Genomic DNA, 26,338 nt, shown 5'->3' with positions numbered 1-26,338 from the left:
TGCAGATCGTCCGGCCGCCGCGCACGCCTCGGAAAACGGCAAATCCGTCAAGTTCGACGGCGAGTACGACGTGACCGTCGTGGGTTCCGGCTTCGCCGGCATGGCCTGCGCCTACAAGGTCGCCAAGGCCGGGATCAAGGTCCTCATGATCGAGAAGATGGGGGTCTTCGGCGGCAACTCCGCCATCTGCTGCGGCAACATGGCCTGCCCGGTGAACCCGGTCCAGAAGGCCCAGGGCATCAAGGACAGCCGCGAACTGTTCTTCGCCGACGGCCTGAAGGACGGCCTCGGGATCAACCACATGGAGCTGCTCGACGTGCTCTATCGCCGCGGCAACGACACGGTGAAGTTCGTGACCGACTGCGGCGCTGAGTCTGTCCCGAACAAGATGCTCTTTGAAGGCGGACACTCGGTGCCCCGCTCCTACGAGATCAAGGCGGGCTCGGGCTGCATCGTCCCGATGTACGAGACGCTCTCGAAGATGAGGAACTGCCTGATGAAGACCCGCACGAAGTTCGACGACTTCGTGCTCGACAAGGACGGCCGCGTCACGGGCGTCGTCTGCCGCGAAGGCTATCGGTTCACCCGCAGGCTCGCCTCCGACGACGTGGAGAATAAGACCGGCCACCGCCGCGTCTACAAGGCCCGCAAGGGCGTGATGCCCGCCGCGGGCGGCTTCTCGCGCGACATCTGGTTCCGCCAGGTGCAGGATCCGCGCGTCGTCCCCTCCACCGACTCCACGAACCAGCCGGGCGAGACCGCCGGAGTGCTGCTCAAGGCGCTCGAAATCGGCGCAACCCCGCTGCAGATCTCCTGGCTGCAGTTCCTGCCCTACTGCAATCCGCACGAGGACGGCTTCGGCGTCTCGGTGAACTTCACCAACCACGCCTGCATGGACGAGCACGCTGGCCGCAAGATCAAGACCGACGCCGAGCTCAACGTGATCAGCAAGGACAAGAACTACCCGATCGCGGTCTGCGACGACTCGATCGTGAAGGCGATCAACCCCTCGTTCGTGAAAGCGCCGCTCGCTGCGAAGACGGTGTTCGTCGCCAACACGCTCGAAGAGATCGCCGATCACTTCGGCATCAAGAAGGATGCGTTCCTCGCCAAGGTGAAGCGCTTCAACCAGTACGCGAAGGAAGGCGAGGACAAGGACTTCCACCGTATCCTCAAGTTCAACAACGGGCTCACGATCTCCAAGCCCCCGTTCTTCGGCGTTGAGGTGGCTCCGAAGATCCACCACACGATGGGCGGCCAGCTCATCAAACCGGAGGCGCAGGTGATCTCCTCGGAAGACTCACAAGCCGATCCCCGGCCTCTATGCGGGCGGCGAGATCCCGGGCGGCGTGCACGGCGCCTCGCGCCTGGGCACGGTGGCTGTTCTGGACGCCCTCGCCTTCGGCATGGTCGCAGGCGAAAATCTCGCGAAGGCCTGATGCTCTAAAAAAATAATCTCTCCTAAAGCCCGCCCCAAAAGGAGCGGGCACTCGCTCCCGGCTCCTTTTTCTTTCAAGGAGGAGCCGGGGGCGTTTTTTTATCCCCTGAGACGGGCCGGAAAGGCAGCCTCCCCGCCCCCTTTAGAGAGTCTTGAGCGCCAGGCAGGCGAGGTCGGACTCGGGATAGACCTGCCAGAGCGGTTCGGCAAAAGTCCCCGGCCTGCCGCCCCCGCCGTCTTTTTCCGGGCGGGCTTCGATAATCAGCTCGTTGCTCTGCGCAAAAAGCCGCAGCGGCACGGCGAAAAGCCTCGCCGCCCCCTCCGCGGGAAGGAGCCTCACGCCGTTGAGCAGGACCGAGATCTCCCCTTCGGAGGCCGAAAGGTCCGCCCGCAGCGTCCCGTCTGCAGGAACCGCGGGGACGTCGGCATCGGAAAAGGAAAGCCGGAAGCGCAGGAGGCCCGGCTCCCCGCCTTTTGGATCCCCGCCGCCGCTGTCGCTCCAGTCGCGCTCGCTGCGAAGCGCGCGCGGCAGCGCCCCGGGCTCCTCCACAAACCAAGGCGAGCCCCCGGCTCTCATCGGATAGGCCGCGGGCAGCTGTCCCTCCTCGACTTCGAGCCTGCCCTTGAACCCGGCGGCAAGGGCGACCTCCAGAACCGGACCGGCGGCGGAGCCCGCCTCGCGGGCCGCGCCGTCCCCGGTGAACCAGGCGAGCCGCGAGGCGGGGCGCGGCAGTGCGAGCCGTCCCTCGAAACCGCTCGGGGCCTCGAGCTCGAGACTCCATCTCACCGGCCCCGCTCCCCGGGAGCGGAAGACCGCCCGCTCGGGCAGGGGCCTCGCGCCGCGAAGCGCTGGCCTGCCGGCCCGCACGCCCGGCAGCGCCTGAAGCGCGAGCGCCGCATCGATCACGTCGTCCGGTTCGGTGCGGCTCGTATAGTGCTCGAGCGTCCGAAGCTGCGAGCGGACAGCCCCCTCGCTTCGGTCCTGCCTATCGGTGACGGCCTCGGGGCCCGAGAAGGCGGGGCCCGTGGCCGCGAGCTTTCCTCCCATCAGGATGAAAGCCGTGAGGGTGTCGAGAAGGCCGGCGGAAATCCGCCGCAGGCCGGCGAGGACGACCGAGCTGAAGAGCCTTCCCCCCGACTCCAGGAACCCGTCCGCGAGCCGCGCGCTTTCAAGTTCGGCGGCAGACGCCTCTGCGGCGAGCAGCCCCGCCTGTGAAAGCGCCTCCCGCCAGGCCCTGAAATCCGGCGAAGCTTCCTGCCCCTCGCGCACAAGGACGCAGTCGAGCACAGGCGCTTTCATTTCATTCTTTTCTTCCATATTCCTGCCCTCCGTCAGTCGGAGAATTCCCTCCCGGTCCGCTCTCCAGGGCTTATGCTTGAGGGGCAAAGCCGCGGGGAAGCGGGAGCCCGGGGCGCTTCTTTCCACGGGCATTATAAAAACGCCCGGGCGCGCTGCCGCCCTGCGCCGCCGGCCTGCACCCATGCAAGCAAGGAGCACCGCTGATGGAAGTCACAGCACAGTATGTTGGAAACAAGAGAGTCGAGGCGCGCTGCGGGCGCACCGGAACGGAGCTCATTTTCGACCAGCCCGCGCCCGAGGGACTCGGAGAGTCGCTGAACCCCGTGGAGGGACTGCTGTCGGCGCTCTGCGGCTGCATGCTCACGACGGCGGCCTATGCCGCCGGGTCCCTCGGTCTTGACCCGGAAGGAGCGTCGGCCGCCGTCACCTGCGAGATGGCCGACGGCCCGCGCATCGCCTCGATCACGGCCGTGGTCTCGATTCCCGCGGGCTGCTGCCCGGCCGAAAAGCGCGGCCTCATCGAAAAAATGGTCACCTCCTGCCCGGTAAGCCGCGCGCTCTCGCCCGACATCCGCAGGGACGTCCGCTTTCTCTGGATCTGACGACAAAAGGACGCCTTCCTGATGCTGTTCTCAATCCTCGCAATCGGGGCCGGAGCGGCCTTGGGGGCGGTGCTGCGGTGGGCGCTCGGCCTGTGGCTGAACGGCCTCTTCCCGGCGCTTCCGCCGGGCACGCTCGCCGCCAACCTCCTGGGCGGCTACCTGATCGGGGCCGCGGTTGCGTTTTTCGCCGCGATGCCCGGCCTTTCGCCCGCGTGGAAGCTGCTCATTGTGACGGGCTTCTGCGGCGGACTCACCACCTTTTCGACGTTTTCGGCCGAGACGGTCGCCCTGCTCTCGAGGGGCGAGTACCTCATGGCGGCCGCGGAAGTGGGACTGCATGTGGCGGGCTCCCTCGCCGCAACCGCAGCCGGCATCGCCACCGTAGCGGCGCTTCGCCGCCTGAATGGGCTTTAAAGGAGACCGACATGAATCGAGGCTTCCAAATCTCGTTTTTCACGGAGCAGAGCCGCAGGAAGGACGGCCGCCCGATGGGCAGCTGGATTCTGGAAACCGCCCGCTCGATGGGCATTCCGGGCGGCTCGCTTTTTTCGGCGGCTGAAGGCTACGGGCGCGACGGCTGGCTGCGGAGCGCCTCTTTCTTCGAGTCCGGTCAGACCTGCGTGGAAGTGCGCTTCGCACTTTCCGAAAAAGACGCGGAGAGGCTCTTCTCCAGGCTCCGGGAAGAAGGCGTGGACGTCTTTTTCGTACGCATTCCGATCGAATTCGGCATGACCGGCGAGCCCTGAAGAGAAAATCGGAAACATTTTTCCGCACACCGGAGCGCCTCAGGGGGGCCCCGCGCCACCTTACAATACGCGAAGAACCCCAAAAAACGCTCCCGCGCCCGGAAGCGGGCCCGAAAATCAACTGAGGAGCCCGCTTTTCTCCGCCGGGGGCACGGCCGGCGGCTTTAGTCGAAGATGATCACTGCGCTTTTCGCACACCCCTATCCGCGCTTTTCCATCGTGTCCTATCCGCTGCTGATGGGACTGAAGAACCAGTTTCCCAAGATGGACGCGCGCATGCTCTACGACCTCTATCCCGACGGGGCGATCAACGTCGCCGCGGAGCGCGAGGCGGTCTCCCGCTCCTCGCTGCTGCTTGTCCTGCATCCGGTCTTCTGGTACAGCGTGCCGGCGCTTTTGAAGCAGTGGTTCGACACGGTGCTCGGCTACGGCTTCGCCTACGGCGAAGGAGCCCCGACGCTTCGCGACAAGGCGGTGCTGTGGATGCCCTCGATCGGCTCAGGCTTCCACGGCCGGGGCTTTCAGGGCCCGGTCGTGATCTCAGAGGTGCAGGCGCCGATCAAGCGCATGTGGGAGAGCTGCGGCGCGGCCTGGCTCGAGCCCCAGATCATCGACTCGCGCATCCCGATGACAAGCGGGGACTTCGCCTCGGTCCTGGACTCCGTGGCCGACCGGATGGCCGAATGGGAGGCCGAGCATGATTGAAGCCGCACTGCACAGGTTCATCGATCTCTGCACGGAGTTCTACGCCGGGGCGAGCGCCATCATGCCGGGCACCGACACGATCGTGGCCGGCTCCCTGGTCGCGCTCGCCGCGGCCGTGGTCTTCGTGCCCGTCATGTCCCGGCTGGGGCTGGGCACGATGCTGGGCTACCTCGCGGCCGGCATCTTCGTCGGGCCCTACGGGCTCGGAACCGTCACCCATGTCGAAACGCTCATGAACTTCGCCGAGTTCGGGATCGTGCTCATGATGTTTCTGATCGGGCTCGAGCTGGACGTGGGAAGGCTCTGGAAGATGCGCCTGCCGGTCTTTGGAGGCGGGACGCTGCAGATGCTGCTCTGCGCCCTGCCCTTTGCCGGGATCATGTACGCGGCGGGCCTGGAGCCCGCGCCCGCGGTGCTCGCGGGCTTCGCTCTGGCGATGAGCTCGACGGCGGTCGCGGTGCAGGAGATGAACTCCCGGAGCATGATGGCGCAGCCCGCCGGGCAGAACGCCTTCTCGATCCTCCTTTTCCAGGACCTCGCCTCCATTCCGCTGATCGGCGCGATTCCGGCCGTGGCCGCGGTGACGGCGGGGGCAGCCGGGGCGGCGGGAGCCGCGGGCGGCTCCCCCGCCTTCATGAACACGGTGGTGCGGGCTCTGCTCGCACTTGTCGTCATGGTGGGGCTCGGGCGGTTCCTCACGGTGCCGTTCCTGCGCTTTACGGTGAGAAGCGGCGCGCGGGAGATGCTCACCGCGTTCGCCCTTTTGATCACGGTCTGCTCGGCCTGGATCATGGAGGCAGCGGGGCTCTCCTCGGCGATGGGCGGGTTCGTGGGCGGGGTCATTCTCGGCAGCTCCGGCTTCCGCCACCAGCTCGAAGCTGAAATCTCCACCTTCAAGGAGCTCCTGCTCGGCCTTTTCTTCGTCACGGTCGGGATGAGCATCGACCTCAACCTCGTCTTCGCCGAGCCAGTGACGCTCGCCGCGGTGATAGCGACCCTGCTCGCGGTGAAGACCGTGATGATCTTCTTCGTTGCCATCGCGATGCGGATCAAGGGAGCGGGCAATCGGCTCAAGTTCGCCGTCGTGCTTTCGCAGGGCGGGGAATTCGCCTTCGTGGTCTTCGCCATCGCAAAGAGCCAGGGGGTGCTTCCCGGCAGCTGGGCGGCAATACTGACCGCCGCCGTCGCGATATCGATGGGCACGACGCCGATCCTGATGAAGCTCATGACGGGGGCCATGCGCTACTGGCTCAACCGCGTGAACCGCAGTGGGCCGCAGGACGACGCGGAGGCCCTTGCCGCGGCCCCCAACCGCAAGGTGATCATCGCGGGCTTCGGCGACTTCGGGGCCCTCGTCGCCCGGATGCTAGTCGCGATGGACGTGATCCCTACGATCATCGACAGCGACCCCGACCGCGTGCGCCAGGCCCGGCACTTCGGGGTGAAGGTCTATTACGGCGACGCCTCTAGCCTGAGGCTGCTACGGGCCGCGGGCGCCGACGAAGCGAAGATCCTCGTCGTCGCCGTGGGCCAGGGCGAGGCGGGACGGCGCATCATCGAAGCCGCCCGCGAGGCCTTCCCTCTGGTCGAGATCATCTCGCAGGTGGGCGAGGTGAAAGACGAGCTTGACTTCATGAACAAGGGCGTGCACCCCTACAGCAAGAGCTTCGAGCCCTCGCTGCTGGCCGGGCGGCGCTGCCTGGTCGACCTCGGCATCCTCTCGCCCTACGAGGCGAAGGAGATCGCCGACATCTTCCGCTTCCACACCGTCAAGACGCTGCGCGAGATTTCCTCGAGCCGCTACGACTACGAGCAGGCCGTCGCAGCCTACCGCTCCAACGACGAGATGCTCACCGAAGTGATCGGACAGATCCGAGAGTACCGCCGCGAGCGGCTCGCCGCAGTGAGGGCCGCGCGCCCCGGGGCGGCCGAGGGAACGCTGCAGCAGCAGGCTGCGGCCGCGCCCCGCGCCGAAGAGCCGCCCTCTCCCAGGGGGAGCAGCCCCGCGGTCGGGGCGCCTGCAGCGCACCGCATGGCCGACCCGGAGAAGGCTCGCGAGGAGGGCGAAAAGCTGGACCTCTCGGCAGACGCCTCGATGCAGGCCCGCCGCAGCGCGATGGAAGCGGTCCGAAAGGAAAAGGAAGCGGCTCCGGCGCCCAACCCCTCCGAAGAGCTTTCCGTGCAGGAGTTCTTCAGGCGGGCTGGCGACGGCGCAAAAGGCAGCGGCCCGGGCCGGCGTCCGTCCTGACCTTTTCAGGCCTGAAGGCTTCCGGGCCGGGAGAAAAGCCTTCCGGCCCCCGGCGTACGCAGCCTCCCTTCTTTCCGGCTTCCTGCCGCGGGTATAGACTTTTTCAGTTCTTTTTCTTTTTTTACTTAAGTCAGGCGGCCCCCGGACTCCTGCTCCTCAGGAGAAAGGTGCAAAAAGCCCGTCGAAGGCCGCCCGGGGAGAAGTTCTGTCATGGCCCAGATACTGGATTCAACGAAGCTGCGCCGCGAGCTGCATCCGCTTGCGGAAATCGGCATGGACGTCAAAAACACTTCCGCCTACGTGATCCGCCGGCTCAAGGAGATCGGCATTGACGCCCACCGCGTGGGCGAAACCTACGGCGTCACGGGATACATCGACTCGGGCGCACCCGGCCCCGTGATCGCGCTGCGCGCGGACATGGACGCTCTTCCCTTCCAGCAAAACGGCAAGACAGTGGCGATCCACGCCTGCGGGCACGACGGCCACATGGCGATGCTGCTCGAGGCGGCAAGCCGCCTCGTGGGGAAAATCAGGCGCGGCAAGGTGAAGCTCATCTTCCAGCCCGCAGAGGAGCCAATCACCGGGGCGCAGGCCCTGATCAAGGAAGGCATCCTTGACGACGTAGACATCATCATCGGGGCGCACGTGCGTCCCGTCCAGGATCTGAAGCCCGGGACTCTGTGCCCCTCGGTGTGCCACACGTCCTCCGGCCACGTGCATGTGACGATTCACGGAAAATCGAGCCACGCTGCCCGCCCGCATCTGGGCGTGAACGCGATCTATGTCGCCACCGCAATCGTCAACGCCGTCGCGCAAATCCACATGAACCCGGAAAACGTCTGGTCCGTGAAGCCCACGCAGCTGTGCGCCGACGACGGGGCCTTCAACGTCGTGCCCGCGACCGCCACCCTGTGCTTTGACTTCCGCGGGCAGACCAACGAGCTTGTCAAATCGCTCACCGAGCAGATGAACCGGATCTTCAAAAACACGGCTGAGGCCTACGGGGCGACCGTCGATGTGAAGTACGACGTCATCTGCCCGGCCGCGAACCTCGATCCCGATATCACCGAGGAGCTCGCGCAGTGCATCCGCGATACGGCCGGAGCCGACCGCCTCGCACCGGGCTGTGGGGGCGGCGGCGAGGACTTCCACTTCTACAAGCTCGCGAAGCCCTCCATCAAAAACGGCTACTTCGGGGTGGGCACCGGCGTAACTCCGGGCCTGCACAAGATCAACATGACGATGGACGACACGCTGCTGCCGATGGGCTCGGCGGTCTTCGTGAAGTTTGTCCTGAACCATCTGGGCTGAAGCACAAGGAGAGCCCGCAGGAGGGCGAGCCGCAAAAGGCGGTGCGCCCGGGCTCTTCAAAAGGGGGCGGCTCCGTCCGGGGCCGCCCCCTTAGTTTTGCCCCCTCGAAGCCTAGCCCGCCTGCCCCGTCCGGGTCCGGCAACCGTCTTTACAATAAAGCCGTTTTTCCCTTTCACCACTAGAGGCTTTAAATCCATGCCCTGCACCACCATTCTTGCAGGAAGCGGCGCGACTGCCGATCACTCCCTCATCATCGCAAGAAACGAAGACTGCGCGCCCGACGACGCGAAGCGGCTGCTCTGGCACCCCGCTCAGAAGGCCTGTCCGGGCCGGGTCTTCCGCTCCTTCAGAAACGATTTTGCGGCTCCCTTTGAGGCGGCGCCCCTCGGCTACCAGTCGGTCTCGGACTCCGCGACCGACGGCGCCTCGGAAGGCGAGGCGGGCTTCAACGAGGCGGGAGTCGGGATCACGGCGACCGAGACCATCTTCGCAAGCGCCGCTTCCCTCGCGCTCGACCCCTACCTGCCGCTCTCAGGCGTGGTGGAGGACATGATCGAAGACTACGTTCTGCCGCTGTCGCACTCCGCCCGCGAAGGCGTGCGCATCCTGGGACGCGCGATCGAGGAGCACGGAGCGGGAGAAGGCTGCGGAGTCGCCTTCATGGACGAGAGCGAAGTGTGGTGGTTCGAGACGTGCTGCGCCCACCAGTGGGCCGCGGCGAGGCTCCCGAAGGAGTGCTGCTACGTTACCGCGAACCACGCGCGGCTGCGGGAGTTCGACCCGCAGGACACGGAGAATTTCCTTTCTTCGCCGGGACTCGTCTCCTTTGCCGAAGAGCACGGGCTCTGGCCTGCGGGGAAGCGCCCGTTTGACGTGCGGGCGGCCTATGTGGACGAAAAGCCCTCCGACCTTTACTACAACTACCCGAGGAACCGCGTCCTTATTGAAAAGTACCGTGGCGGCACTCCCCTGCGCTCCGAAGACGACCCGGACTTCCCCATCTTCTTCAGGCCCGCACGGCCCCTGACGATGCTCGATGTCGCCGCGGGGCTGCGCAACCGCTTTGAGGGCACGGACTCCGACCCCTATGCGAGCGGCAACCCCCGCGTGAAGGCGCGCCCCATCTCGGTCTTCCGCTGCTCGCACTCCCACATCCTCGTGCGCAAGCCCTGGTTGCCGCTTTCCGTCGGAGCCGTGAGCTGGGTCTCGTGGGGAATGCCATCGCTTTCGGTCTTCGTACCCTTTTTCGAGGGCTTCCGCGACGTGCCGCAGGCCTATCGGATCGGCACGCACGACGCGGACGGGAAAAGCGCCGGCTGGGCCTTCAGAAAGCCCCAGACGCTCGCGATGATGGACTACGGCCGGCTTGAACCCGTCGTCCGCCGGGTCTGGGACCGCTGGGAGAGGCAGGCGCTGCGCAAAACCGCGCTCATCGAGGCCCGCTACTGCGACCTGCTCGCCCTCAAGGGCGAGGCGGCCTCCGACCTTTATCTCGAGCGCGAGAACACCGCGCTCCTGGAGGACGCCCTCAGGCAGGCCAAAGCCCTAGAAAACGAGCTCATGACGCTGCTCACCCGAAGCGTGAGCGCCCGCTTCCCGTTTAACGGCGCCTGAACAGAAAGTTAAGCAAATCCCGTACATTAAAAAGCTGCTTCTGCAAGGAGAAGCGGCTTTTTCTTTTTCATAGAAAAAGAGCAGCAGCTCAGGCCTTTTCGCTCAGAAGATCCGCTCGGGCGAAGCGCCGCCCGTCGTCGGAGTAAAGCACGTCGCCCAGCGAATGCAGCACGTGGTAGCGCTCGGCGCTCCAGTCCTCCGCGAGCCAGAAGCACAGTCCCTTCAGAATGAAAAGTCCCAGGGATTCGTCCTTTTTCACCACGCGGCACTCAAGCGCCGCAAAGGCCCCCTCGAGCACGGCGGCGTTCACGCTGTCCGCGTTCTGCCACGCGAGGCCGAAGCGCGCGAGCTTGTCGGCCTTTCCGTCGCAGTGTGTGCTCCCGAGCTCAAACACCTCGCGGGCAAACTCCGGGGGCACCACGTTGAGCACGCACTCGCTCGACTCGAGGAGCACGGGGTAAGTTGCATTCCAGGCTCCTAGCGTCATGGCGACCCTCGGCGGATCGTAGTCGCTGCCCATCACCCAGGCAACCGGCATCGCATAGTTAAGCGCGCCGCGCCGCGCCGTCACGACCACGAGCGGGCACTGCCCGAGGAAATCCATGGACCGGGCGAGCTGCGCCTGAATTTTCTTCATCATCCCTCCTGTATCAGCAAGCCTTCAGCGGCTTCCCCGGACGACGTAAAAAGCGTACGCCCGATTCCCTAGAGATTATAATTTCATCGTTATGCAGATGGCATTTCAACGGGGCCGCAGCCCTATGTCTCAGGCGCCATCCCAAGCGCCTGGCCATTGCGTTGCGCCCGAACGTTAAAAAAGGAGCATGGAAATGGCCTTGTCATCGTATTACAAGCAGCTGGTCGACCAGCGCCGCGAACTTCACCAGTGGCCCGAGCCCGGCTGGACGGAATTCACAACGACGAACTACCTCGCCCGCAAGCTGAAGGCCTGGGGCTACGAGGTTCTCCTCGGCACCAAGGTCGTGAAACCCGAGGCCTGCCTCGGCCGCGATGAAAAGGAAGTGCAGGCCGGATTGCAGGCCGCGCGCGAACACGGTGTCTCCGAGGAGTTCCTGAAGGCGACCGAGGGCTACACGGGCTGCGTGGGCGTTCTCGACACCGGCCGTCCCGGCCCCACGATGGCGATGCGCTTCGACATCGACTGCATCCCCGTGCAGGAAACCGATGATCCGAACCACATCCCGAACAAGGACGGCTTCCGCTCGAAGCACAACGGCTTCATGCACGCCTGCGGGCACGACTGCCACATGTCGATCGGCCTCACCACCGCGAAGTGGATCGTGGACAACAAGGACTCGCTCACGGGCCGCATCAAGATCGTCTTCCAGCCGGCCGAAGAAGGCGTGCGTGGAGCCAACGCCGTGGCCGCCTCGGGCGTGCTCGACGACGTCGACTATTTCCTCGGCTCGCACATCGGCATGGTCGCGAAGTACGGTGAAGTGGTGATCGACCCCTGGGGCTTCCTGTGCACGACGAAGTACGACGTCACCTACGACGGCAAGCCCGCCCACGCCGGCGTCGAGCCCAATGCGGGCCGCAACGCCCTGGCCGCGGCCTGCGCGGCCACGATGCAGCTGCTCGGCATTCCGCGCCACGGCTCCGGCATGACCCGCGTGAACGTGGGCATCCTGCAGGCCGGCACCGGACGCAACGTGATCCCCGCCCACGCGAAGCTCGTGATGGAAGTGCGCGGCGAGACCGCCGCCATCAATGACTACATGAGCGAGCAGGCAATGAACATCATCAAAGGCTGCGCGATCAGCTACGGCGTGAAGTACGACGTCCGCACGATGGGCGCGGCCTGCGACATGAAGAACGACCCCGAGATGGTGAAGATGCTGCGCGAAGTGGCGGGCACGATCCCGGAGGTGAAGCAGATCACGGGCGAAGCCAACTTCGGAGGCTCCGAGGACGCCTCGCTGCTGGCCAAGCGCGTGACCGAGCACGGCGGCAAGGCCGCGTTCTTCGTGACCGGAGCTGACCGCAAGGCCGGCCACCACCAGTTCAACTTCGACGTGAACGAGCCCGCGCTGGACGTCGGCTTCCGGATGTTCACGGGCATGGTGAAGAAGATCTGCGGCAGGAAGTAAGGCCGCGGAAGCCTCCTCTCGGGCGGCCGCGCGCCGTCCTGAGAGGCCGCTTTGAAAAGAAGCGGGGCAGCTGCTGTTGAAAGGGCCGCCCCGCTTTTCATGTCTTCAGAAATCCGGCGGCTAAGCCGCGGCTTTCCCCTCGCTCCGGGCCTGCGCCTCCTCGCGCTTGGTGAAAACCGTGGCGAAAAGGCCGGAAACGGTGATGAGGAGCATCCCAAGAAGCGCCGCGGCGGAAAACCTGTCGCCAAAGCAGATAAAGCCGATGACCGCTGAGATCGGGATCGCCAGGAACCCGAGGCAGGAGGAAAGGAGCATGTTGCCCTGGGCGTAGGCGCGGGTGACCGCGATCTGCCCCAGGGTCGCCATCAGGCCGATGCCCAGGAGCCCCAGCGCGTTTTCGGGCGTGGGCATGTGCAGGCCGCCCTCAAACAGGTACGTGCCCAGCAGTCCGAAGATCGTGCCGAACACCGTGAAGTAAAAGACGATGCGCATGGAGGGCTCGCCCATGTCGCCCAGCCTCTTCATCTGCCAGTACACCGCCATATCGATGAGGGAGAGCAGGATGCAGGCCATCGCGGGGACGGCCTCGTCGGCCGCGAAAGAGGGCTGCACCACGGCCACGATCCCGGCAAAGCCCGCGAGGATCGCGCCCGTCACTTTCCACGGCGCCTTTTCATGGCGCACCAGAGCCCGGCCGATGAACCAGGCGGCTAGAAAAATCGGCGTCGTGTAGGTGAGCGTCATGCAGGCGCCGAAGTCCATGCGCGGCAGCGCGAAAAACCAGAGCGCGATCGAAAGGATTCCAAGCGAGGAACGTAGCAAGTGGTCCATCAGGCGGCGGGTCTTAAGCGTCACGCCGGTGCCGCGGACCATGGAGGCGATGAAAAGCACTCCGAAGAGCGACCGGTAGAAAATAAGCTCGATCGGCCCGAACTGATCGGACACGAGTTTCACGAAGGCCGCCATGACGGAAAAGCAGGCGGCCGATGCGATGGACCAGAGAGACTGCCGGAACATGGGAAAAGAAAGAATTCGCTTCAGGGAGATTCCGCTGATGATACGCCGGCAGGCGGCCCGGCGGCTTGCGGCACTCCAAGCCCGGCTCCTGCCGGAAAGGCCGCCTATTTTTGCGTTTATCGCAAATAGATGCCATACTGTCCACGCAAAATCAGCCATGGATAGCAGGAAGGTTCGCGTGAATGCCCAAATCTGATGATCTCTACGCCTGGAAGCTCTTTGCCTCGCTCATGCAGTCGCGAAGCTTTTCCGTGACGGCGCAGGCCTTCGGCGTGGAGCCTTCGACCGTGAGCAGAGCGATTTCCGCCCTTGAAAACTCGATCGGGCAGAAGCTCGTGAACCGCAGCGCGCGCCCCCTCACCTTCACCAGCAAAGGCGAATGGGCCGCCCGGAAAATCGAGCCGATCCTCGCCGCCCACCGGAAATTCATCGAGAGCTTCACCCACGACACAGCGACGCTCGAGGGCCAGATCCGGCTGTCCGTGCCGCCCAGCTTCGCCACCCGCAACCTGATGCCGATCCTTGAAGAGTTTTACAAGCTCTATCCCCGCATCAGCTTCGACATCCTGGTCGGCATGCAGGCCTCGGACGTCAAAAGCCAGAAGTGCGACATGGCGGCGCTCACCGGGAAGATCCCAGATTCTTCGCTCATACAGATTCCGCGCGGGCGCTGCGTGTACCTGCCGGTCGCCTCCCCGGAATACGTCAAGGCGCACGGCATGCCGCTCAACCCCCAGGACCTCTCGCATCACACCGTCTTCCTGTACACGGGCCCGATGCGCTCGACCACCCGCGTGCTCTGGAAGGGGCATGAAAACGAGGTGATCCCGTACGGGCGCACCATCGCGAGCACCGACATGCTGTCGATCCGGGAAGGCGTCCTCAAAGGGTATGGCGTGGCGCTCGACATGCCCGTCGTGCAATGCTGGGAGGACCTGAAGGAAGGCCGGATGGTGCCTGTGCTGCCGGGCTGGAAGCGTCCCCCCGCACAGTGCTACATGGTGCTCTCGAAATCAAGCTGGCACATCAGGCGCTGCCGGGTGTTCGCTGAGTGGTATGCGAAAAAGCTCACGGGGCTTTTCCGTCAGTATGAAAGGGAAATCGCGGGCATTGTGCCGCTCGAACCAGACGCCGGGTTTTACTCTGAAAAACCATCCCTGTAATTTCCCAATTTTTCTTATTTCCATTGAAGTTACCAACGCTCATGCAACCAGTTCGAAAAGCCGTTTTCCCTGTCGCAGGACTCGGCACCCGGTTTCTGCCGGCCACCAAGGCTATTCCCAAGGAAATGCTCCCGATCGTTGACAAGCCGCTTATTCAGTATGCGGTGGAAGAAGCGTCCAGGGCGGGCATTACCGATATGGTCTTTGTGACTAGTCCGTCGAAAAAAGCGATAGAGGATCATTTCAGGCCCTGCCCCAAGCTTGAGGCCGAGCTGGAGAAAAAGGGGAAAAAAGACCTCCTGAAGCTCGTCCGCGGAATTTGCCCGAAAGGTGCATCATTCACTTTCATTGAACAGGACGCTCCACTGGGACTGGGCCATGCCGTGCTCTGTGCGCAAAAGGCGATTGGAAACAACCCTTTCGCCGTGATTCTCCCGGATGACCTGGTCGATGCACCGCAATCCTGTATCGGAGAGCTCTGCGAGGCGCGCTCTCGCTGCAGCGGCGGCAACGTTATCGCAGTTGAGGATGTCCCGAAGGAAGAAACCAGCAAGTACGGAATTGCAAGCCTGGACAAAAATGAACCCGAATTAGTGGTCGGACTTGTTGAAAAACCCAAACCCGAGAACGCTCCGTCCACGCTTGCCGTGATCGGCCGCTATGTGTTTGAGCCGGACATCTTCGAGGAACTTAAAAAAGTTAAGCCCGGCGTCGGGGGAGAAATCCAGCTCACTGATGCCATGGCTTCGTCCCTGAGCAGCACTCCCATGCGCGTCTGCCGATTCAAAGGCCGAAGATTCGACTGCGGCTCCAAACAGGGCTTTATTGCGGCAACCGTGCATTTCGCAAGAAAAGCGGGGTTCACGATCTGAGGATCAGGCCTCGCCCAGGCCAAAGGATACGGCTCTTTATATGAAGGCATTCATCACCGGCGGCTGCGGCTTTGTGGGAGCGCACACAGCGGCAGCTCTGCTCGAGGCGGGACACCAGGTTTTTATCTACGACAACCTGTCCAACAGCTATCAGGACGCCTTGGAAGCACTTCAAGACATTTCGGGGATAAGGCTCCCATTTGTGCATGGAGACATTCGTGACGGCGAACGTCTTCTGCAGGCGCTCAAGACCTCAGGGCCAGACGTTGTTTTCCATTTCGCGGCGCTTAAAAGCATCAGCGAGTCCTTTGAAAAGCCGCTGGACTATTACGATGTAAACGTGTCGGGAACCGTCACCCTGCTCAAGGCCATGCAATCCTGCGGGCTGAAGCGCCTGGTTTTCTCTTCCAGCGTGGCGGTCTATCCTGAAAACTCACCCTCGCCTTGTTCGGAAAGCGTCTCCTCCGTTGGAGCCCCCCACCCTTACGGGGAAACGAAAGTCATCATTGAGCGTCTTTTGACAAGGCTGGGCGAGTCTAAGCCGGATCTGAGCAGCGTCATCCTACGATTCTGCAATCCGGCAGGAGCGCACCCGAGCGGCCTGCTGGGAGAAAAGACCAGGCAGCCTCAGGGCAACCTCTTTCCCCGCATCTGGCAGGCCGCCAGAGGGGAGATCCCCCGGTTCGAGATCTTTGGTGGGGACTACGCAACTCCTGACGGGACCGCGGTGCGCGACTATCTGCACATCATGGATCTGGCGGAGGGTTGCGTGAAAGCTGGAGAGTACAGCCTCCGCCATCAGGGAACCGAGACCTTTAATCTGGGATCCGGCCGCGGAGCGAGCGTGCTTTCAGTCCTGCGCTCTTGTGAGCGCGCGGCCGGCAGGAAAATCAATTTCCAGATTGTTTCCAGGAGGACCGGGGACCGCCCAGAATTCATCGCCGATCCCGGCAAGGCAGAAAAGATTCTGCATTGGAAGGCCCGAAAAAACCTCGATGAGATCTGCGAAGACGCCTGGCGCTACGAATTACATAGAGGCTGAGTCATTCTCGAGGGAAAGAGATGTTGCTCTCAGCCTGTGAGAGCTCTTCAAAAGAATTGCAGTTCTGGAAAGAAGACAAATCGGGAAAATCAACCTCGCGGCATCCGGCCTGACGAGCCCAAGCCCCAAGCCTGTGCTGCCCAGAATCCAGATACGCTGAAACCAGCGGCAGAAAAGACGCCGGAACCCAGAGAAAAGACGGCTGCGGGCAACCTTGCGCCACGGCCAGAGCCGGAGTCCTGAACTCCTTCAGTCGTTCAACCAGATCTTCTGGGAAAAATGGGCAATCGCAGGGTACTGTCACAATCCACGCACAAGTACGCTCCCCCTCGGGGATGCTCGCCATAGCCGCCTCGAGTCCCGCCAGCGGCCCGGCAAAGCCCGGGCGGAGATCCGGCAGTATTTTTGTGCCGGCAGGAAACAATCTCCTGTAAACCTCTTCCGAGCGGTTCGCACTCAGAAGGATTTCGTCCGTCTGAGACTTCAGCCTTTCAAAGGCGTTGAGCGCCAGGGGACGGCCGCGGAAAAGCTGCAGCCCCTTGTCGACCCCTCCCATCCTGGTCGCCCGGCCTCCGGCAAGGATGAGCCCGTAGATCCTCATCGCTTTTCCCTTTAAGAAGCGGACCAGACCACGGAAAAGGTTCTTCCCAGCCGGCTTGTCATGGTTTTGGCGATTCTGGTCAGATTTTCGCGCTCAATCGGACTTTCTGAGTCCGCCCTCACTCCCATCACCACCTGCCTGCCGCGGGCTTCCAGATTAAAGTCCGTCACGGCCCCGCGGTGGCTCTTGTCGAGCCCCTCGGCGACCTTTAAAAGGAGCCCGGCCAGCGCCGCCTCCTTCCAGTCATTGGATGACAGGGCGATATAGCCGGGTTCTTCCCGCCCCTGGTACCGGCTCCGGAAGATGACTGCGGCAATCTGCTGGGTCTCGTATTCGGTAAATCCCAGAAGCTCAGAATTCGCCACAATGTAAGCGCTGTGCTCTGCGAGGTTGTGGTACGAAATGGCGATCCCCGTTTCCTGGAGCCAGGCCGCGTAAAAAAGGATATCGCGCCAGACGGGATCGAGTTCCACGAGGCTTTCGCTCCGCGCCTGGTCAAAAAGCTGCAGCACAAAGCCGGAGACTTTCTTCGCATGAAACAGATCCGCGCTGAAGGTCCTGGCGAATCCCTTGACCGCATTGATCTTCTGCTCCCGCTCGCGGGCCTTGCCGGGGATAAGGCCGGAGTTCTCCAGATGCTGGAGGAGCACTCCGTCGCGAAGGCCCCGCTCCGTGATCTCCACCCTGTCAAACCCCAGCTCCTCCATCGCCGTCAGGAAAATCGCCGCGCCCGGGATGATCACGTCAACGCGCCTTGCGGACATGCCGGGAAGGCGAAGCCGCTCGGCGGGAGTGGTACCGCAGAGCCTTTCGGAAATAGCGCGGACTTCGTCAAGAAGCACATAGCGCCCGCCCTGATCATCGGAGCTGCCATGCCTCATTGCCTCGGCCATTGCTCCAAGGGCTCCGGCCGTGCCTGAGCTCGCGATCATCTCCGCAGGCCGGCTGGCCCTGACGCGCTCGAAGGGAAGGAAGGATTTTTCACGGACGTAGTTCTGCACCTCCTCGAAGAGGGACCGCGGGACCTTCCCGTTTTCCTTTCGAAAGAAGCGGTCCGCAAGCCTCACGCAGCCGACATGCAGCGACTCCGCGGCGAGAATCTCACCGTTGCGGGACACGGCAAATTCGGTGCTGCCGCCGCCGATATCCATAAAGACCCGGGGATGGTCCGACAGGGGAAGCCCCGCCTCCACCCCGATGCTGACCAGGCGAGCCTCCTCAGGCCCTGAAATGACATTGAAGCGCACGCCGGTCTCGAGCTTCGCCCGTTCCACAAACGCACGACCGTTGGGAGCCTCGCGTACGGAGGCCGTGGCCACTGCAGCGATCTGCTCGACGCCGTACATGCGGCAGGTCCGCGCGAATGTCTTCAAAACCGCAATGGTGCGGTCCATGGCGGCGGGCTGGAGCGCGTCATTCTCGAAAGCCCCCTCGCCCAGCTTCACCATGGATTTCACGCAGTTGAGAACCTGAACCCGCCCCTGGGCGTCGACCTGCGCGAGAAGCAGCCGGATCGAGTTGCTTCCGAGGTCAACAACGGCCACGCGGTGAGCCCCCGGAGGGAGCGGACTCGGGTTGTCCGGGAAAGTTTCCGTTTCAGCAGGAAGGGGTCCGTACTGCGCTGTTTCCATAAGCCGTCCTTTACTCGCCGTAGCGGCGGATCATTTCTTCCTGCGCATTGACGCTCTTTTCCGGGGGCTTTTTCACAATGCGGGTGTAGGTGTCCTTCTCCAGCAGCCAGGTGCGCTGATTGTCCGCCAGCTGCAGCTGCAGAACTTCCTCGGCCAGGCGCTTCTTCAGCCTGCCGTCGAGAATAGGCGTCACCACCTCTATGCGGCGGTCGAGGTTGCGTCCCATCATGTCGGCCGAGCCAATGTAGCAGAAACTCTTTTCCGTATCCTCGAGAGGCCCGAACCAGTAGACGCGGGCATGCTCGAGGAACTTGCCCAAAATGGCGCGGACTGTGATATTTTCAGAGACACCGGGAATGCCGGGCTTCAGGCAGCAGATGCCGCGCACCAGGCAGTCGACCTTGACTCCGGCGATCGAGGCTTCGTACAGAAGCTTGATCATATCCGCATCAACCAACTGGTTGCACTTGATCACAATCCGTCCGTTGCCTTCGCGCCTGTGGCGCTCGATTTCAGCGCGGATGCTGCGCTCCAGCCCCGAGCGCATGCTCGTGGGCGAGACAAGCAGCCGGTTATAGCTCGTGCGCTTCGCGTATCCCGTCATCACGTTGAAGAGGTCGGTCACGTCCGAGCAGATCGCCGGATCTGCGGTGAGCAGGCCCAGATCCGTATAGTTTTTCGCCGAACCCGGGTTGTAGTTGCCGGTGCCGATATGAACATAGGTGCGTATGCCGCTGTCCTCCCTGCGGATGACGAGACAGAGCTTCGCATGCACCTTCAGGCCCACGAACCCATAGACGACGTTGACGTTCTGGTGCTCCATCTCCTCAGCCCAGTTGATGTTGCGCTCCTCGTCAAACCTCGCCTTCAGCTCGACCACGGCGGTCACCTGCTTGCCTGCCATGCGGGCGTCCATCAGGGCCTTCACGATCGGAGAGTTGTTGCCCACGCGGTAGAGCGTCATTTTGATGCCAAGCACCTTGGGGTCTCGAGCCGCCTGCTGCACGAAATCCACTACCGAAGTGAACGTCTGGTACGGGTGATAGAGCAGGATATCCTCGCGGGCAATGTTCTCGAAAAGCTCTTCAACCGGCTGGGTCGCAGGGTTGTAGCTCGCGTAATACGGCGTGTCCTTCAGCGCGGGAATGTTGAGGTCGTTGAGCTGCATGAACCCGGAAAAAGCCATCGGGCCCTTCACGGTGTAAATCTGGGAAGGCAGAAGGTGCAGCTTGCTCACAAGGAACGACGTGAGCTTCGCGGGAATTCTGTACTCGGTTTCAAGGCGAACGACTCCCCCGAACCGGCGGCGAAGAACGGAATCGCGGACGGCCTCGAGAAGGTCATCGGCCTCGTCCTCCTCAATTTCCACATCAGTGTTGCGCGTGATGCGGAACATCCCCTTGGCCGTCACCTTGTAGCCCGGGAAAAGCAGCGGCAGGAACTCGCCGATGATCTTCTCGGTCTGCACGATATCGACGCTTTTGTCGAAGGAGCCGGACATCTGCGGTTCGTCCAGCGAGGGATTGCGGGGTACAAAATAAAACCTTGGGATGTTGTGCGGAACCCGCAGCCTCGCATAGTGCCTGACATCGTTGGAGTCGGCCACCTCGATGAGGAAATTGATGGAGAGGTTGGAAATTTTCGGGAACGGATGCCCGGGGTCGATAGCCTGGGGGGTCAGGATCGGGTAGATGTCGTTCTTGAAGCGGTTGAGCAGATACTTCTGCTGCTCGGGGTCAAGATCCGAATACTCGACCACGCGAACGCCCGCTTCCGCCAGGGCGGGCTGAAGCTTGTTGATCCAGTGGCTCGCGGCGGCCTCCACCTGCTCCATCGTGAGCTTGCGAATTTCGGCCAGCTGCTTGGCCGGCGACATCTTGTCCGGCCCCAGCGTGGAAGCCCCGGTCTGGTACTGCTTGAAGATGTTGGAAACACGCACCATGAAGAATTCATCAAGGTTCGTGTAGAAAATGCTCAGGAACTTCACCTGGTCCAAAAGAGGCCTGTCCTCTTCGAGCGCCGTTTCAAGCACTCTGCGGTTAAACGAGAGCCAGGACAGCTCCCTGTTGGTATACAGACTCGGAGACGTCAGCGGCAGATCCTTTTTAGCGCCGGCCGCCTTTCCAGAAGCCCGGACTGTGCGCTTTGCCCTGCGGGGTGCTGTTTTCGGGGAAGCAGATGCATTTTTATCGGCCGCGACACGCGATGAGCTCTTGTTTTCCATAAAATCTTTCTTTGATCCTAACCAAAAAGAGGAAACGCCTGAATTGAGTCTTTCAGGACGCACGAACCTTGACGCAATTACCATAGCACCCGTTCATGACCAAACGGTGAACATTTATTCTAGCGGAGAGAAAAGAATATGGGGACGGGGATTAGAAACAACAACTCTTTGAATAAGATTAACAAATTGATTGCGGTTGGATCCGTCGCCTTTGCAGCCGGCGTCTGCGCCGCCGGCTGCGCGCCCCTGCACCGCGACAATTCCGCCGGGCCCGCCCCTATCGGAATGGCCAACCCGGCATCGGTCTGGTGCGTTGAAAAACGAGGCGGAAAGCTTGAAATCAGGAAAGACGCCTCAGGGGGAGAATACGGCGTCTGCCATCTGCCCGACGGCTCTACCGTGGAGGAATGGGAGCTCTACCGGCGCGACCACGGAAAGAACAAATAAATAGCAAAAAGGCTGTTTCCTTTTAAAAGAAAACAGCCTTCCAAAAATCTTTGGAGCGGGAGACGAGTCTCGAACTCGCGACCTCAACCTTGGCAAGGTTGCGCTCTACCAACTGAGCTACTCCCGCAACACGGGAGCGTATTCTACACGAGCTTTCCTGAAACGCAAATTTTTTTTGGGGCCCACCACCTAATCACGGGATGCGGGGGACGGAGGCTCACCCGAAAAAAAGCAGACGGTCTCATTTTCATTCAGGGGAAACCTTACAATAGGGCATTTCGTCACGCGTCTTTCTACAGGTGCACCAAGATGTTTCGAAAATTAGCAGCCACCGCGATCCTCTGTTCCTGCGCCCTGGCGCTCTCTGGCTCCGCTCAGGCCTCTGCAAAAGCTTCCTCGACGGCCTTTTGCCCGATGCAGGGGCGGATTTCAATCGTTGATTTCGAGGCGAGCTGGTGCACCCCCTGCAAAATGATGAAGCCGGCCTGGAAAAAAGTCGAAAAAGACTACAAAGGGAAGATTTCCTTTGTCCACATCGACATCGACGAACACCCCGACATCGCCCGCGCGCTGGGCATCAGCGCCGTGCCCACCCAGATTCTCTTTGACAGGAAATGCAAGCTTCTTGACGCGCATTCGGGCTTCATCTCCGAAGAGGACCTGAGGGCGACTTTTGACCATGTCCTGAAAAACTACTGATCTGCCGACCCCAAAGACGGGCCCCTGCCGCAGAGCTGCTTTCCCGGTAACAAACCGTAATGCATTGCTGAAAATGTTTGCATTCGGTTTGTAAATGGGAACTTACAATAATTTCGGATGGTAGCGCCCGGATCTTTCGGCGTTCCTTCAGCAGATTTTAAAGGTAAAAGACAATGAACACGAAACTCGCTGCCGCTGCAGCCCTCTGCGCCACTCTGGCTCTGGCCGGCTGCGCCAACGATAACCAGAGATACCGCGCCGATGTCTACGGCCCGGGCTCGCTCAATCAGGTCCAGCAGGTCAGCACGGTTGAAATTCTGTCCATCCAGCCGGCCAAGGTCGCCCTGCCGAACGAAACTAAAAACTCTACAGCCCAGCTTGCCGGCACGGTGGCCGGAGCCGTGGCCGGAGCCGTCATCGGAAACCAGTTCGGACACGGCCGGCACAGCCGGCAGAACTCCCGCATCGTGGGCGGACTCGCGGGCGGCGTTCTCGGCAACCGGGCGGCCAATCTCGCTGCCGGCGGGACCGATTATCAGAACGGGGTTCAGCTCACCTACCGCATGAACGACCAGATGTACACCTCAGTGCAGCTTGGGAACTCCTGCGAGTACAAGCTCGGAACCGCGACGCTGGTGCGCCAGAGCGCTAACGAATCCAGGATCCAGCCGAACAATCCGGGCGGCTGCGGCACCGAGACCAAGTAAAAAAGTCTCTCGCCGCCTGTGGAATACATGATTATGAAACGAGTTTTTGCACTCGCGTTGTCTGCACTGTCGTCCTGCGCTTTCGCTGCCGGAGCGGTTCCACCTGACTATCAGGAGCCGGCCGCTTCACAGAGCACCTCGGCATCCTCCGTACCTCCGGACTACAAGCCGGCGGCTTCTGCCGACGCGACCGGCGCTTCAGCGGTCAGAGACGACCTGAAGCCCAAAGCCGACCACCTCTCGCTTGACGAGCAGCTGCAGCTTCTCAAAAGAAACGAGCAGGATATCGCGGCAAGGAAAGCCGCGCGCCAGCAGCTGCAGGACGAGTCCGCGCGAAGCGCGGCCGGAACCCCTAAAGCCGACCTTGAAAAGGAGAGCCGCGACTCCAGCCTCGAATTCCAGTCAAAGCTCAACCAGGCGCGTTCGCGCCATGCGGATGATTACGTCAAGGCCGAGCTTGAAGGCATCCGGGCTGGACGGCTGAACGTCCCCAAGTGACGTCTGCCGTCAGGCCACGTTTCCAAAACCGCCCGCCGACAGAAAAAACGGGCGGCATTTTTTTGCCGGCCCAGCTCCTTAATAACACATGATCTGTCCGTCGGTTCTCTTTTCCGTCCCGCCGGCATAAACGCCATTTTCGCCGCGAATAATCGCCTGGCCCCTGCCCATGGCAACCCGGTCGGCGACAACGGTGATTTCGTGCCCCCGCCTCTGGAGCTGCCGGATCAGGGCGTTCGGCATATCCTGCTCTGCCAGGACCCGGCGGCCTCCCACCCACTGCCAGCGGGGCGCGTCTAGGGCCTGCTGGGGATTGAGTTTCCAGTCAAGGAGGTTCATTAGAAACTGGACGTGAGCCTGGGGCTGCATGTAGCCGCCCATGATGCCGAACGGCCCCAGGGCTTCGCCGTTTTGAGTCAGAAATCCCGGGATGATGGTGTGATAGGGGCGCTTACCCCCCTTCAGGCCGTTCGGATGCGAGGGATCAAAGCGGAAATTAAAAGCCCGGTCGTTAAAAGAAACCCCGGTTTGAGGTTCCACGATGCCGGAGCCGAACCCATGGAAATTGCTCTGAATGATGGAAACCATGTTGCCGTCACGATCTGCCGTGCAGAAATACACGGTAGAACCGTAACGCGGATCCCCCGCTTTCGGATCCAGGGCTCGCTCCCCGATAAGAGAGCGCCTTTGCGCTGCGTATTTCTCCGACAGGAGCTCTTCTGCCGAAACTTTCATGCAGGCAGGCTCCGCCACATATTCCATGGTGTCTGAAAAAGCGAGCTTCAGGGCATCGATCTGACGATGAACGGTCTCCGGGTCCTCGCGGTCCCCAAGCTCCATGCCTTTGAGAATCTGCAGAGCCATGAGTACCGTGATGCCGTGTCCATTCGGAGGAAGTTCCCAGACATCGACGCCCCGGTAATTGAGAGATATCGGGGCCACCCATTCAGGCTTGTAGGCGGCCAGGTCTTCTCCCGAGAGAAAGCCGCCTGTCCGTTTCATATAGGCGTCGATTTTCTCTGCGATAGGTCCCTGATAGAACGAGCGGCCGTTTGTCCGGGCTATGGAGCGCAGAGTGTCCGCCATCCTCGGGCTAGCAAACATCTCGCCCGCCTTCGGAGTTCTGCCGCCGGGCGCAAAAGTCTCCATCCAGCCCTGAAAAGCCGGATTGGCAGAAGCAAGCGGAGCAAACAGCCTGTAGCTGTCAGACCACAGCCTGCTGATGTTTGGAGAAACGGGGAAGCCCTGTTCTGCATACTCAACGGCGGGAGCCGCGACTTCCTCGAGCTCGAGGCTCCCGAAGCGTTCGTGGAGCGCGCACCAGGCGGCCACGGCGCCCGGCACGTCAATGGACTCCACGCCGCGCTTCGGAACCTCTTTCAGACCGCGCTCCTTCAGGGCGTCAATGGAAATGGAGCGGGGTGCGGGACCAGAGCCGTTGATGCCGTACATCCGGCCCTTGAACCAGACGATCGCAAAGCAGTCGCTGCCCAGGCCGTTGCCCGTCGGCTCGGCCAGGGGCTGCGTGAGCGCCATGGCGATTGCCGCATCGACGGCGTTTCCCCCCTTCAGAAGCGTCTGAAGTCCGGCGGAAGCGGCGGTCGGATTGCCGGCGCAGCACATGCCGTTTCGCGAATAAACCAGGCTGCGGGTCGAGGCATAAGGATAATGAAGAGGATCAAAATCGAGCATAGGCAGACCTCGCTGTTGTGTCCGGGAAACCTGCCCCTGGCGCAGGAATGCCCGATCGCAAAAAAGTTCAGGACGAGCAGTTTCGCTGGCTCATGGAGCCGGTGCCTAATCATTTTCTGTCAGTTTTAGGACAGAGTCTTCGCAGAAACAGCCGATTTCCATCCCTAAAAAAAGGGATGGAGCAGGATCTTTTGCACGCTGCTCCGGCCCCGAACAGGCAGGCTCCCCGCGTACCAGCACGGCCTGCTGTGCCCGGGGCCTGTTTGAATTAAAATCCTGTAGAACTTCAAGCATCATCGCTGCCGAGCCAGCGTCCGGAAACACTTTCATGACCAGTTCTGCCGCCAATTCCTCTTCGGGCAATACCCCTGCCGGCCTCTTAAAAAGGATCGGCTTCATCGCAGGTACGATCCTGATGGCTACTTACCCGATTTGGACATACTTCAGCCTCCCGCGCAGCGATATCGCAGTGATCGCAGTCGGCCTGATCATCGCTGCGTTCCTGAGGATTCTCGACCTGCCTTCCGTTCTGACCGCCTTCATCACCATGTATTCGGCTCTGATCGGAATCGCTGCTGCGGTGACACAGAGTGTGACGGTCCTGAAATTCTGGCCTGTCGGAGTGTATATCCTTGTTTTTATCGCTCTCTTCATCGGCCTCGGACATGACGACGGAATGGTCTGCAAAGCCATCTCCAAAGGCAAGGCCCCGGATGATCCCCTAAGGGCTTACAGCCGCGCCCTATCCATCGTCTGGATGTGCTTTTTCGCTTTGATCGGGGCGGTTGGCGCACTAACCTGCTTCTGGGGAAACATGAAATCCTGGGTTTTCTGGAACGGGCTGATGTCCTGGGCTCTAGGCCTCATCTTCTGGGTAACGGAAAAACTCGCAAGGAACTTCATTCTGAAGGATTTACGGCGGCAGGCCGAAGCCGGCAGAAAACTCAGCTGAGACCGGCCCCTTAAAACAGGGGAGTCCCCCGGGCGTAAAAGTCCTGAAGCGCGACCGCGGTGAGGCGAATTTCCCTCACCTGGGATACCTCGGGGGAAAGTGCAGCTACCATCGACCAGCCGTTTTCAAATTTTGATTCAATGCGGAACCCCGTAATAACGGGCTCGTGCCTGACCCAGCTGAACTCGCGGGGGCGGCCCAGTTTGACAGCGCATTCATAAGCGCCCCACGCCTTGAAAAAAGCGTGCGGCAGATCTGCTTCCTTTTTTAGGGCAGCGGCTGTTTCTGCGGAAAAAGCCGCTTCTGCATAACGCGCAAGCGGGCGCTCCGGCGCATAGCGCTCGACATCCACGGCGCAGGGCTGCGCCGAGAGCAGGCAATGGACCCTCTCGCCGCTGTGTGATACCGAAGTAAAAACCTCACCGCTTCCCAGCCGAAGCACAGGGGCCTGGGGAGGCTTTTCCACAATCACGGCCCGGGAACAGCCGTATTGATCCGCAGCCACGCGGACGGCGGCCGCAAGCATGAGCCTTGACCACAGGTACTGGCTGCGCCTCTGCGGCCTTTTAAAACAAAGGGATCTTTCAAGCTGGGAAGGCTGCAGGAAAGACAGAAGTTTTTCCGGCGGCGGGCAGGAAGCCTCTTCAAAAACCAGGAGCAGAGCCGCGTTCCCGCCCGAAATTTTGGTAAAAATCATAGTGCGCCGCCCCCGCGGAAC

Annotated in this window: 26 protein-coding genes and 1 tRNA gene; 17 read left to right on the top strand and 10 right to left on the bottom strand. The window is 61.9% G+C overall.

Going from position 1 to position 26,338, the window contains the following annotated elements:
- Positions 1–70: 70 nt before the first annotated feature.
- Positions 71–1,447, top strand: a complete 1,377-nt coding sequence (locus MAF45_RS08050) for an FAD-binding protein (protein ID WP_237979125.1) — start codon at positions 71–73, stop codon at positions 1,445–1,447.
- A gap of 133 nt (positions 1,448–1,580) precedes the next feature.
- On the opposite strand, the gene MAF45_RS08045 is transcribed toward MAF45_RS08050, so the two are convergent.
- Positions 1,581–2,756 (bottom strand): hypothetical protein, encoded by a 1,176-nt coding sequence (locus MAF45_RS08045; protein ID WP_237979124.1) that lies wholly within the window; start codon positions 2,754–2,756, stop codon positions 1,581–1,583.
- A 185-nt stretch (positions 2,757–2,941) separates the two neighbouring features.
- Between MAF45_RS08045 and MAF45_RS08040 the strand changes: the two genes are divergently transcribed.
- From MAF45_RS08040 to MAF45_RS08010, 7 genes are all read left to right on the top strand, one after another.
- Positions 2,942–3,340, top strand: a complete 399-nt coding sequence (locus MAF45_RS08040; protein ID WP_237979123.1) for an OsmC family protein — start codon at positions 2,942–2,944, stop codon at positions 3,338–3,340.
- Between the two features lie 21 nt (positions 3,341–3,361).
- On the top strand, positions 3,362–3,754 hold the full coding sequence (gene crcB, locus MAF45_RS08035) for a fluoride efflux transporter CrcB (RefSeq protein WP_237979122.1): 393 nt from the start codon (positions 3,362–3,364) through the stop codon (positions 3,752–3,754).
- Between the two features lie 11 nt (positions 3,755–3,765).
- Complete coding sequence (locus MAF45_RS08030; RefSeq protein WP_237979121.1) at positions 3,766–4,086, top strand: DUF190 domain-containing protein; 321 nt, start codon at positions 3,766–3,768, stop codon at positions 4,084–4,086.
- A gap of 174 nt (positions 4,087–4,260) precedes the next feature.
- Positions 4,261–4,791 (top strand): NAD(P)H-dependent oxidoreductase, encoded by a 531-nt coding sequence (locus MAF45_RS08025; RefSeq protein ID WP_237979120.1) that lies wholly within the window; start codon positions 4,261–4,263, stop codon positions 4,789–4,791.
- Entirely contained in the window at positions 4,784–7,039 is a 2,256-nt protein-coding gene (locus MAF45_RS08020; RefSeq protein WP_237979119.1) for a cation:proton antiporter domain-containing protein, read from the top strand. Before MAF45_RS08025 ends, MAF45_RS08020 begins: the two co-directional genes overlap by 8 nt.
- 210 nt (positions 7,040–7,249) lie before the next feature.
- Positions 7,250–8,350 carry an amidohydrolase gene (locus tag MAF45_RS08015; protein WP_237979118.1) on the top strand — a complete coding sequence of 367 codons (1,101 nt, stop codon included), beginning with the start codon at positions 7,250–7,252 and terminating at the stop codon, positions 8,348–8,350.
- 195 nt (positions 8,351–8,545) lie between these two features.
- Complete coding sequence (locus MAF45_RS08010) at positions 8,546–9,964, top strand: C69 family dipeptidase (RefSeq protein ID WP_237979117.1); 1,419 nt, start codon at positions 8,546–8,548, stop codon at positions 9,962–9,964.
- An 88-nt stretch (positions 9,965–10,052) separates the two neighbouring features.
- Here MAF45_RS08010 and MAF45_RS08005 read toward each other — a convergent pair whose 3' ends face one another.
- Positions 10,053–10,601 carry a flavin reductase family protein gene (locus MAF45_RS08005; protein WP_237979116.1) on the bottom strand — a complete coding sequence of 183 codons (549 nt, stop codon included), beginning with the start codon at positions 10,599–10,601 and terminating at the stop codon, positions 10,053–10,055.
- 193 nt (positions 10,602–10,794) lie between these two features.
- Between MAF45_RS08005 and MAF45_RS08000 the strand changes: the two genes are divergently transcribed.
- Positions 10,795–12,075, top strand: a complete 1,281-nt coding sequence (locus tag MAF45_RS08000; RefSeq protein ID WP_237979115.1) for an amidohydrolase — start codon at positions 10,795–10,797, stop codon at positions 12,073–12,075.
- Between the two features lie 120 nt (positions 12,076–12,195).
- Here MAF45_RS08000 and MAF45_RS07995 read toward each other — a convergent pair whose 3' ends face one another.
- Positions 12,196–13,092 carry a DMT family transporter gene (locus MAF45_RS07995; RefSeq protein ID WP_237979114.1) on the bottom strand — a complete coding sequence of 299 codons (897 nt, stop codon included), beginning with the start codon at positions 13,090–13,092 and terminating at the stop codon, positions 12,196–12,198.
- Positions 13,093–13,274: 182 nt separating this feature from the next.
- On the opposite strand from MAF45_RS07995, the gene MAF45_RS07990 reads away from it, so the two are divergent.
- From MAF45_RS07990 to galE, 3 genes are read left to right on the top strand one after another with little or no spacing between them, the layout of a single operon-like run.
- Positions 13,275–14,255 carry a LysR family transcriptional regulator gene (locus tag MAF45_RS07990; protein WP_237979113.1) on the top strand — a complete coding sequence of 327 codons (981 nt, stop codon included), beginning with the start codon at positions 13,275–13,277 and terminating at the stop codon, positions 14,253–14,255.
- A 41-nt stretch (positions 14,256–14,296) separates the two neighbouring features.
- Complete coding sequence (gene galU, locus MAF45_RS07985) at positions 14,297–15,127, top strand: UTP--glucose-1-phosphate uridylyltransferase GalU (protein ID WP_237979112.1); 831 nt, start codon at positions 14,297–14,299, stop codon at positions 15,125–15,127.
- Between the two features lie 40 nt (positions 15,128–15,167).
- Positions 15,168–16,169, top strand: coding sequence for a UDP-glucose 4-epimerase GalE (gene galE / locus MAF45_RS07980; RefSeq protein ID WP_237979111.1), 1,002 nt, complete (start codon positions 15,168–15,170; stop codon positions 16,167–16,169).
- 1 nt (position 16,170) lies between these two features.
- Here the strand turns inward: galE and mobA are convergent, their stop codons facing one another.
- From mobA to ppk1, 3 genes are read right to left on the bottom strand one after another with little or no spacing between them, the layout of a single operon-like run.
- The gene (gene mobA, locus MAF45_RS07975) at positions 16,171–16,770 is read right to left on the bottom strand and encodes a molybdenum cofactor guanylyltransferase MobA (protein ID WP_237979110.1); all 600 of its coding nucleotides are present in this window, start codon (positions 16,768–16,770) and stop codon (positions 16,171–16,173) included.
- 11 nt (positions 16,771–16,781) lie between these two features.
- The gene (locus MAF45_RS07970; RefSeq protein ID WP_237979109.1) at positions 16,782–18,401 is read right to left on the bottom strand and encodes a Ppx/GppA phosphatase family protein; all 1,620 of its coding nucleotides are present in this window, start codon (positions 18,399–18,401) and stop codon (positions 16,782–16,784) included.
- A gap of 10 nt (positions 18,402–18,411) precedes the next feature.
- Positions 18,412–20,625, bottom strand: a complete 2,214-nt coding sequence (gene ppk1, locus MAF45_RS07965) for a polyphosphate kinase 1 (RefSeq protein WP_237979108.1) — start codon at positions 20,623–20,625, stop codon at positions 18,412–18,414.
- A gap of 168 nt (positions 20,626–20,793) precedes the next feature.
- Here ppk1 and MAF45_RS07960 point away from each other — a divergent pair, with 168 nt between their 5' ends.
- Positions 20,794–21,072: a putative hemolysin gene (locus MAF45_RS07960; RefSeq protein ID WP_237979107.1), complete on the top strand. Its 279-nt coding sequence runs from the start codon at positions 20,794–20,796 to the stop codon at positions 21,070–21,072.
- 51 nt (positions 21,073–21,123) lie between these two features.
- Here MAF45_RS07960 and MAF45_RS07955 read toward each other — a convergent pair.
- A tRNA-Gly gene (locus MAF45_RS07955) sits at positions 21,124–21,199 on the bottom strand.
- Between the two features lie 182 nt (positions 21,200–21,381).
- On the opposite strand from MAF45_RS07955, the gene MAF45_RS07950 reads away from it, so the two are divergent.
- The 3 genes from MAF45_RS07950 (at position 21,382) to MAF45_RS07940 (ending at position 22,976) form a co-directional block, all read left to right on the top strand.
- The gene (locus MAF45_RS07950) at positions 21,382–21,771 is read left to right on the top strand and encodes a thioredoxin family protein (protein WP_237979106.1); all 390 of its coding nucleotides are present in this window, start codon (positions 21,382–21,384) and stop codon (positions 21,769–21,771) included.
- 173 nt (positions 21,772–21,944) lie between these two features.
- A complete protein-coding gene (locus tag MAF45_RS07945) occupies positions 21,945–22,478 on the top strand; it encodes an outer membrane lipoprotein (RefSeq protein WP_237979105.1) in 534 nt (177 codons plus the stop codon).
- Between the two features lie 33 nt (positions 22,479–22,511).
- Positions 22,512–22,976, top strand: coding sequence for a hypothetical protein (locus MAF45_RS07940; protein WP_237979104.1), 465 nt, complete (start codon positions 22,512–22,514; stop codon positions 22,974–22,976).
- 78 nt (positions 22,977–23,054) lie between these two features.
- Here the strand turns inward: MAF45_RS07940 and MAF45_RS07935 are convergent, their stop codons facing one another.
- Together MAF45_RS07935 and MAF45_RS07930 are read right to left on the bottom strand one after the other, a co-directional pair.
- Positions 23,055–24,668 carry a gamma-glutamyltransferase family protein gene (locus tag MAF45_RS07935; RefSeq protein ID WP_237979103.1) on the bottom strand — a complete coding sequence of 538 codons (1,614 nt, stop codon included), beginning with the start codon at positions 24,666–24,668 and terminating at the stop codon, positions 23,055–23,057.
- A 105-nt stretch (positions 24,669–24,773) separates the two neighbouring features.
- Entirely contained in the window at positions 24,774–25,067 is a 294-nt protein-coding gene (locus MAF45_RS07930; protein ID WP_237979102.1) for a hypothetical protein, read from the bottom strand.
- 16 nt (positions 25,068–25,083) lie between these two features.
- Between MAF45_RS07930 and MAF45_RS07925 the strand changes: the two genes are divergently transcribed.
- Positions 25,084–25,620, top strand: a complete 537-nt coding sequence (locus tag MAF45_RS07925) for a COG4648 family protein (RefSeq protein WP_237979101.1) — start codon at positions 25,084–25,086, stop codon at positions 25,618–25,620.
- 10 nt (positions 25,621–25,630) lie between these two features.
- Here MAF45_RS07925 and MAF45_RS07920 read toward each other — a convergent pair whose 3' ends face one another.
- Positions 25,631–26,317 carry a 4'-phosphopantetheinyl transferase family protein gene (locus MAF45_RS07920; RefSeq protein ID WP_237979100.1) on the bottom strand — a complete coding sequence of 229 codons (687 nt, stop codon included), beginning with the start codon at positions 26,315–26,317 and terminating at the stop codon, positions 25,631–25,633.
- Positions 26,318–26,338 lie beyond the last annotated feature (21 nt).

The sequence above is a fragment of the Mesosutterella porci genome, from assembly GCF_022134585.1.
Classification (GTDB): Bacteria; Pseudomonadota; Gammaproteobacteria; order Burkholderiales; family Burkholderiaceae_F; genus Mesosutterella; species Mesosutterella porci.
The sequence above is the reverse complement of the archived record's forward strand: the minus strand, read 5'-3'. Positions and strand labels throughout refer to the sequence as shown.

Excerpts from the sequence above, each read along its gene's own strand:
- MAF45_RS08045 (WP_237979124.1), bottom strand. The coding sequence starts at position 2,756 with ATGGAAGAAAAGAATGAAATGAAAGCGCCTGTGCTCGACTGCGTCCTT.
- MAF45_RS08040 (WP_237979123.1), top strand. The coding sequence starts at position 2,942 with ATGGAAGTCACAGCACAGTATGTTGGAAACAAGAGAGTCGAGGCGCGC.
- crcB (WP_237979122.1), top strand. The coding sequence starts at position 3,362 with ATGCTGTTCTCAATCCTCGCAATCGGGGCCGGAGCGGCCTTGGGGGCG.
- MAF45_RS08030 (WP_237979121.1), top strand. The coding sequence starts at position 3,766 with ATGAATCGAGGCTTCCAAATCTCGTTTTTCACGGAGCAGAGCCGCAGG.
- MAF45_RS08025 (WP_237979120.1), top strand. The coding sequence starts at position 4,261 with ATGATCACTGCGCTTTTCGCACACCCCTATCCGCGCTTTTCCATCGTG.
- MAF45_RS08020 (WP_237979119.1), top strand. The coding sequence starts at position 4,784 with ATGATTGAAGCCGCACTGCACAGGTTCATCGATCTCTGCACGGAGTTC.
- MAF45_RS08015 (WP_237979118.1), top strand. The coding sequence starts at position 7,250 with ATGGCCCAGATACTGGATTCAACGAAGCTGCGCCGCGAGCTGCATCCG.
- MAF45_RS08010 (WP_237979117.1), top strand. The coding sequence starts at position 8,546 with ATGCCCTGCACCACCATTCTTGCAGGAAGCGGCGCGACTGCCGATCAC.
- MAF45_RS08005 (WP_237979116.1), bottom strand. The coding sequence starts at position 10,601 with ATGAAGAAAATTCAGGCGCAGCTCGCCCGGTCCATGGATTTCCTCGGG.
- MAF45_RS08000 (WP_237979115.1), top strand. The coding sequence starts at position 10,795 with ATGGCCTTGTCATCGTATTACAAGCAGCTGGTCGACCAGCGCCGCGAA.
- MAF45_RS07995 (WP_237979114.1), bottom strand. The coding sequence starts at position 13,092 with ATGTTCCGGCAGTCTCTCTGGTCCATCGCATCGGCCGCCTGCTTTTCC.
- MAF45_RS07990 (WP_237979113.1), top strand. The coding sequence starts at position 13,275 with ATGCCCAAATCTGATGATCTCTACGCCTGGAAGCTCTTTGCCTCGCTC.
- galU (WP_237979112.1), top strand. The coding sequence starts at position 14,297 with ATGCAACCAGTTCGAAAAGCCGTTTTCCCTGTCGCAGGACTCGGCACC.
- galE (WP_237979111.1), top strand. The coding sequence starts at position 15,168 with ATGAAGGCATTCATCACCGGCGGCTGCGGCTTTGTGGGAGCGCACACA.
- mobA (WP_237979110.1), bottom strand. The coding sequence starts at position 16,770 with ATGAGGATCTACGGGCTCATCCTTGCCGGAGGCCGGGCGACCAGGATG.
- MAF45_RS07970 (WP_237979109.1), bottom strand. The coding sequence starts at position 18,401 with ATGGAAACAGCGCAGTACGGACCCCTTCCTGCTGAAACGGAAACTTTC.
- ppk1 (WP_237979108.1), bottom strand. The coding sequence starts at position 20,625 with ATGGAAAACAAGAGCTCATCGCGTGTCGCGGCCGATAAAAATGCATCT.
- MAF45_RS07950 (WP_237979106.1), top strand. The coding sequence starts at position 21,382 with ATGTTTCGAAAATTAGCAGCCACCGCGATCCTCTGTTCCTGCGCCCTG.
- MAF45_RS07945 (WP_237979105.1), top strand. The coding sequence starts at position 21,945 with ATGAACACGAAACTCGCTGCCGCTGCAGCCCTCTGCGCCACTCTGGCT.
- MAF45_RS07940 (WP_237979104.1), top strand. The coding sequence starts at position 22,512 with ATGAAACGAGTTTTTGCACTCGCGTTGTCTGCACTGTCGTCCTGCGCT.
- MAF45_RS07935 (WP_237979103.1), bottom strand. The coding sequence starts at position 24,668 with ATGCTCGATTTTGATCCTCTTCATTATCCTTATGCCTCGACCCGCAGC.
- MAF45_RS07930 (WP_237979102.1), bottom strand. The coding sequence starts at position 25,067 with ATGAAGCCGATCCTTTTTAAGAGGCCGGCAGGGGTATTGCCCGAAGAG.
- MAF45_RS07925 (WP_237979101.1), top strand. The coding sequence starts at position 25,084 with ATGGCTACTTACCCGATTTGGACATACTTCAGCCTCCCGCGCAGCGAT.
- MAF45_RS07920 (WP_237979100.1), bottom strand. The coding sequence starts at position 26,317 with ATGATTTTTACCAAAATTTCGGGCGGGAACGCGGCTCTGCTCCTGGTT.